Below are 5,230 nucleotides of genomic sequence, written 5' to 3'. Positions count from 1 at the left end.
CAAGCACCGGCGCTTCATCAATAAATGTAACTATCTGCATGGTATCCTGGCCGGGCAGGAGCTTTGCTGCTTTAAATCCTCCTTTGATTTTTTTAAACGTGAGTTTGTTGAAGCGCTGTTGGTCGCATCCCTGGCTGCCATTGGCAAAGGCAATACTTTTGATCCCTGCCATGCAAAAGTCCCTGATGACGTCTTTATTGGCTTTCATCTTGGCTTTTCGCTTGTGGATATTGTAAGTGTATAGTGAATCCTTTTTGGTGCCGCATATGATAGTGAAATTATTTATCCGGATGTTGGAAATGTCTTCAGGAGGTATGGGTAAAGTAAGATAATGATTCCAGGAATCCTCCTCCCCGTTCTGAACAAAAATTTCATTACCGGATATACCATATTGCTTCTTACCGGCATCGCCAATAATATCCGGTGAAGGTGTGGTATCGATGCTGTCTGTTGTATACATGCCAGCTGTAATGACCTGTTGGTCGGGTTTTAATTGCATTATTTCCCCTGCCCCTAAAACAAACAGGCTGGCATTTTTGCAAACAGCGTCGTAGTAAGTTGCAGTGGTGTTATAGCTGAATAATGGCTGTAGCTGCTCATCCGCCTTTACAAACTTATTATTGTCCCTGCGGAAATAGAGGGCTGTATTGGCGGCATCTGTGTAAAAATTACTATAGGCCGGTAATCGTATCCAGTTGATCGTATCTTTCCTGCTATAAAAGATCAAGTTTTCCTGGTTTACCAGCAGGTAGTTTTTATAAATAGCCACATCATTTATAGCAGGCCCGCTTTTCGTGTCGGTTTTGGCATATTTATGCTGATCCAGCGGGGTGGGTACCTTTTCCCAGGAGGAGGCGCCAGGGCGGCGTATCATGATGATATTCCACAGTGAGCCGGTTATACCTTCACGGTGCTGGTTAAAGAACAGTTGGGCATACCGTTGTCCGTTCCCCCACTGGGGCATGATCATACCATTCCATGTAGCGCCAAAGTCGGTGCTATGGACTATCCCATTGCCGGCAACTGTTAGCCATGCTTCGCCATTATCCAGCCACGATGCCGCATCTGCCCAACCGCTTTGGGGGAGCTCTACCGCCGCCCAGTTTTTCCCGAAATCGGTGGTGCGGTAAATAATATCGTATTTGCCCCCGCTGCCGGCAAGGAAGCCTGAAATGAATCCCGTATCATGGTTAAAAAAAGTGGCATGTTCAATATGCAGCCCGGTAACAGGTTTGTCGGGCGAGCCCACATGCACAGATCTCCAGTAGCCATGAATGGAATCCGCCATTGCTATTTCGCCCCCTTTTGAAGTAACAATTAACTGTTCCTGCGGACTCACATCCAGTTTGAGAGCGGCGCTATAAAGGAGTAGCCGGTTACCGGGAGGCTGGGCGGCGGCAGCAGCCGTTATGCCGGTAAAAAGCAGTAACAGGTATAGTATCTTCATGGGATGAAGGTATTTGTATGTAATAAGGGAAAACTTATACAAATATGAGAAGAATCTTTTAATTCTTAATTTCACACAAAGCAACATTTAATGTCTGAAAGGAAAGCACACCAGGAAGAAAGGATTATTTTTAACACCCTGCTGGATCAGTATATCTACCAGGGGTTGCCGGTGGACAGTATCGATGCGAAAACCGCTTTTACCATTCACAACCTGAAAAACATCCATCGTGAGCTGCCTTATACTTCTATTGTATACCGTACCAATTTCTTTTCTTTTGTTTTTGTGAAAGATGGCATCGGCCGCTATACTACCGATGAACAAACTTTTAACACTTCTCCCGGAACTATTTATTTTACTAACCCGGGACATTTTAAATCGTTCGAATGGCAGCAGCTCAATGATGTACACCTGGTTACACTCAGCGAATCTTTTCTCAAGGAAAATGTGCATCCGAAGATCTTCGAAGAATTTCCCTTTCTTCTTGCGGAAACCGTACCGCCCAGAACCCTGCAGCCGGAAGTGTTTGCGGAGTTTGAACAATTATACCTGCAGATAGAAAAGGAATATTTTTCTTCTTCCGCATACAGAACACGGATGATAGGTAACCTGTTTGTAGTGCTGCTGCTGAAGATCAAAGAGTATTTCTGGGAAGATTATAACCCCATATATGAAGGTAACCGCAGTTCGCAGATCGTGAAACAGTTTAAGAGGACCCTGGAGCAACATTACCGCGACCTGGTAAGTGGGAAAGCCGATAAGGTATTCAGGGTACAGGACTATGCCGATGCTCAGCACCTGCATCCCAATTACCTCAGCAACGTGATTAAAAGCAAAACAGGGAAACCCATTGGCACCTGGATTTCAGAGAAAACCATTACCGAAGCCCGCTCCTTACTGCAGCATTCTCCTGCCTCTGTTAAAGAAATTGCCAGCCAGCTGGGTTTTACCGAAGCTACCCATTTCAGTAATTATTTTAAGAAACAAACCGGTATTTCCCCCGTTCTTTACCGGAAACAGCATGCATCTTAGATATTTGTAACTATTAGTGTAATTCTTATACTTTTTAAGGCAACCGTTGCTTCACCTTTGTGTTATCAAATTAAAACACAAAAATATGAGCACTTTAAAAGATAAGATCATCCTGGTTACCGGTTCTTCAAGAGGCATTGGCGCTGAAATTGCCCGTCAGCTGGCAGTTGCAGGCGCAAAAGTAATTGTTAATTATGCAGGTGGTAAAGATGCGGCACTTCAGGTAGTAAACGACATCAAACAACAAGGCGGTGATGCCATTGCGCTTCAGGCTGATGTAAGCCAAAGCAATGATGTAAAAGCCCTCTTTGATGCAGCCATCGCACATTACGGCCGTATAGACGTGCTGGTAAATAATGCCGGCGTCATGATCACCAAACTGATCAAAGACACCTCCGACGAAGATTTCACCCGGCAGTTCGACATCAATGTAAGAGGTACCTTCAATACCATGAGAGAGGCCGCTACCCGCCTGGCAGATAACGGCAGCATTATTAACTTCTCCACTTCTGTAAATCGTATTATGCTGCCTGCCTATGCCACCTATGTAGCTACCAAAGCAGCGGTGGAACAGCTCACCCGCGTATTCTCCAAAGAAGTAGGCGCAAGAGGTATCAATGTAAACTCCGTTTCTCCCGGCCCCACCGATACGGAATTATTTACCAATGGCAAATCGGAAGAATTGATTGCCCGGCTGGCATCCCTTTCTGCTTTCAACCGTATCGGAGAACCCGCCGATATTGCAAAGGTGGTGGTATTCCTTGCCAGCGACGATGCCAAATGGATCAACGCCCAGAACATCGGCGTAAACGGCGGTATGGCCTGATCATTCAGTATTCATCTCTCTAAAAAAATTAAATACAAACATCATGAATAGCCTAAAAAATAAAGTAGCGCTGATCACAGGATCAGCAAGAGGACTCGGAAAAGCCATTGCAGAACGTTACGCCGCCTTAGGCGCCGATATAGTAGTGAATTATTCAAAAGATAAGGCATCCGCAGATGAAGTAGTTAGTAACATCACTGCAATGGGTGCCCGCGTAATTGCCGTACAGGCCGATGTTAGCAAGGTAGCCGATCTTGAAAAACTGTTCGCCGCAGCAAAAGAAGCCTTTGGAAAAATCGATATCGTGGTAGCCAATGCAGGTATAGAAATGGTGGAAGTACCGGTAACTAAATTCACGGAGGAGCAATTCGACAAAGTATTTTCCATCAATACAAAAGGAACTTACTTTACCATGCAGCAGGCGGCAAAGCATGTAGAAAATAATGGACGCATTATTTACATCGCTTCCAGCACCACGTCTTTCCCCGTACCTGGTATGGCCGTTTATGGCGGTAGCAAAACCACCCCGAGATACCTGGTAGATATTTTATCCAAAGAAATCGGACATAAAGGAATTACCGTAAATTCGATTATTCCATTCGCGGTAGATCATTCCGGTATTTTTACAGACCCCGCGGCTTATCCTGAACTGAGAAAACAATTACTGGATAGCTGCCCGATGGGAAGACTTGCAGAAGTAGAAGATGTGGCTAACCTGGCTGAGTTTTTTGCAAGCGATTTGTCTTCTTTTGTTTCCGGCCAGCACCTGCTGGTAAACGGAGGCGCTACCAATTAAAAATCTATTGTTATGATACTTAAAGTACTCAACGCCGCCCTGATCATTTTCGCTGTATTTATGGGCCTGAAACAAGGGCTGGCCATGATTGGCCAGAAACCGGAAATGATTACCCTATTCAGCCGCTGGCATTTCAGCAAAACGGCCATCATTATCAACGGAGTGGTTACAGTGTTGAGTGCTTTAATGATCCTGTACCCCAGAACATTTTTACTGGGCAACTTCCTGATGGCAGCATCCATCCTGATGATCATCTGTTTTTCTTTGTACGGCAGGGATCTGAAGGGCGCAGCCATAGAGGTTCCTTTCTTTTTACTGAATCTTATTATTATCTATTTGCAACACCCGCTCGCAAAATGAAAGCATTACTATGGGCCATTATTGGCTTCCTGCCTGTAACCCTCTTCGCACAACAAAACAATGGTACTATGAATACAGACAAACTTACCAATGCCACGGTAAAACAGGCAATAAACGCCCTGCAGGCAAACGACAGCAAAGCATGGTTCGCTTTATTTACTGATAAAGCAACACTGTATGATGATGGGAATAAAATGGATTTTAAAGCATTCTGGCAGAAGGCTATTGGCCACGAACGCTTTACCAGCATCGACAAAGCAGAGAACAACGGGCTGGATGTATATGGCCGCTTTCACAGCGATCAGTGGGGCGATTTCAAAACCTATTTTAAGTTTCATATTGACCAGGATGGGAAGATTGACCGGCTGGATATAGGACAGGCGAAGTATTAGAAACAACAATTATTCAGGTAATGGTACGTCAAAAAGTGGCTTATATATAGCATCTGCAGCTGATTTTTTCAGGATGGTTATTTTATCGCACAAAAATGACCGGTGATAATTAAATCCGGACAGGTTTACTCCGTTCATTTTATTGTGTGGTATATCTTTTACGATGGTCAGATGGGGTGTTATTCTTTGTTGTTTACGCTCAAGCACGTTAAACAGCGACTTGTGCAGTTCCGTTATGGGGTAAGGATAACGGATTTTTAAAACAAGTGAATCTGAAGTATACCCATGACGAAAAATATTGTATCCATCAAGCTCAATTTCGAAGCGGGATAACCCGCATATTTCAACCGCTTTTTTTACCAGGTGAATGATTCGTG

The 5,230-nt window shown here is 44.5% G+C and carries 7 protein-coding genes; 5 read left to right on the top strand and 2 right to left on the bottom strand.

All coding sequences use genetic code 11. The annotated features are described in order from the left end of the window. Nucleotides 1-1,447: hypothetical protein (locus VN105_RS01345; protein WP_325637162.1), on the bottom strand; the 1,447-nt coding region annotated here is incomplete at its 3' end. 90 nt (nucleotides 1,448-1,537) lie between these two features. Between VN105_RS01345 and VN105_RS01340 the strand changes: the two genes are divergently transcribed. From VN105_RS01340 to VN105_RS01320, 5 genes are all read left to right on the top strand, one after another. Further along, nucleotides 1,538-2,479 carry an AraC family transcriptional regulator gene (locus VN105_RS01340; RefSeq protein WP_325637160.1) on the top strand — a complete coding sequence of 314 codons (942 nt, stop codon included), beginning with the start codon at nucleotides 1,538-1,540 and terminating at the stop codon, nucleotides 2,477-2,479. Nucleotides 2,480-2,564: 85 nt separating this feature from the next. Next, entirely contained in the window at nucleotides 2,565-3,305 is a 741-nt protein-coding gene (locus tag VN105_RS01335; RefSeq protein ID WP_325637158.1) for an SDR family oxidoreductase, read from the top strand. Between the two features lie 43 nt (nucleotides 3,306-3,348). Beyond that, complete coding sequence (locus VN105_RS01330; RefSeq protein WP_325637157.1) at nucleotides 3,349-4,101, top strand: SDR family oxidoreductase; 753 nt, start codon at nucleotides 3,349-3,351, stop codon at nucleotides 4,099-4,101. A gap of 12 nt (nucleotides 4,102-4,113) precedes the next feature. After that, nucleotides 4,114-4,461, top strand: a complete 348-nt coding sequence (locus tag VN105_RS01325) for a hypothetical protein (RefSeq protein WP_325637156.1) — start codon at nucleotides 4,114-4,116, stop codon at nucleotides 4,459-4,461. Further along, nucleotides 4,458-4,853, top strand: coding sequence for a hypothetical protein (locus VN105_RS01320; protein WP_325637154.1), 396 nt, complete (start codon nucleotides 4,458-4,460; stop codon nucleotides 4,851-4,853). The genes VN105_RS01325 and VN105_RS01320 overlap by 4 nt, the downstream gene beginning before the upstream one ends. A gap of 9 nt (nucleotides 4,854-4,862) precedes the next feature. Here the strand turns inward: VN105_RS01320 and VN105_RS01315 are convergent. Continuing rightward, nucleotides 4,863-5,230 (bottom strand): 2'-5' RNA ligase family protein (locus VN105_RS01315; protein ID WP_325637152.1); only part of this gene is annotated, 368 nt, incomplete at its 5' end.

The organism is Chitinophaga sp., assembly GCF_035564935.1.
Lineage (GTDB): Bacteria > Bacteroidota > Bacteroidia > Chitinophagales > Chitinophagaceae > Chitinophaga.
This window is presented reverse-complemented; position numbering and strand designations above follow the sequence as displayed.

Coding starts and splice junctions, on each gene's coding strand:
- VN105_RS01335 (WP_325637158.1), top strand. CDS start 2,565: ATGAGCACTTTAAAAGATAAGATCATCCTGGTTACCGGTTCTTCAAGA.
- VN105_RS01320 (WP_325637154.1), top strand. CDS start 4,458: ATGAAAGCATTACTATGGGCCATTATTGGCTTCCTGCCTGTAACCCTC.
- VN105_RS01325 (WP_325637156.1), top strand. CDS start 4,114: ATGATACTTAAAGTACTCAACGCCGCCCTGATCATTTTCGCTGTATTT.
- VN105_RS01340 (WP_325637160.1), top strand. CDS start 1,538: ATGTCTGAAAGGAAAGCACACCAGGAAGAAAGGATTATTTTTAACACC.
- VN105_RS01330 (WP_325637157.1), top strand. CDS start 3,349: ATGAATAGCCTAAAAAATAAAGTAGCGCTGATCACAGGATCAGCAAGA.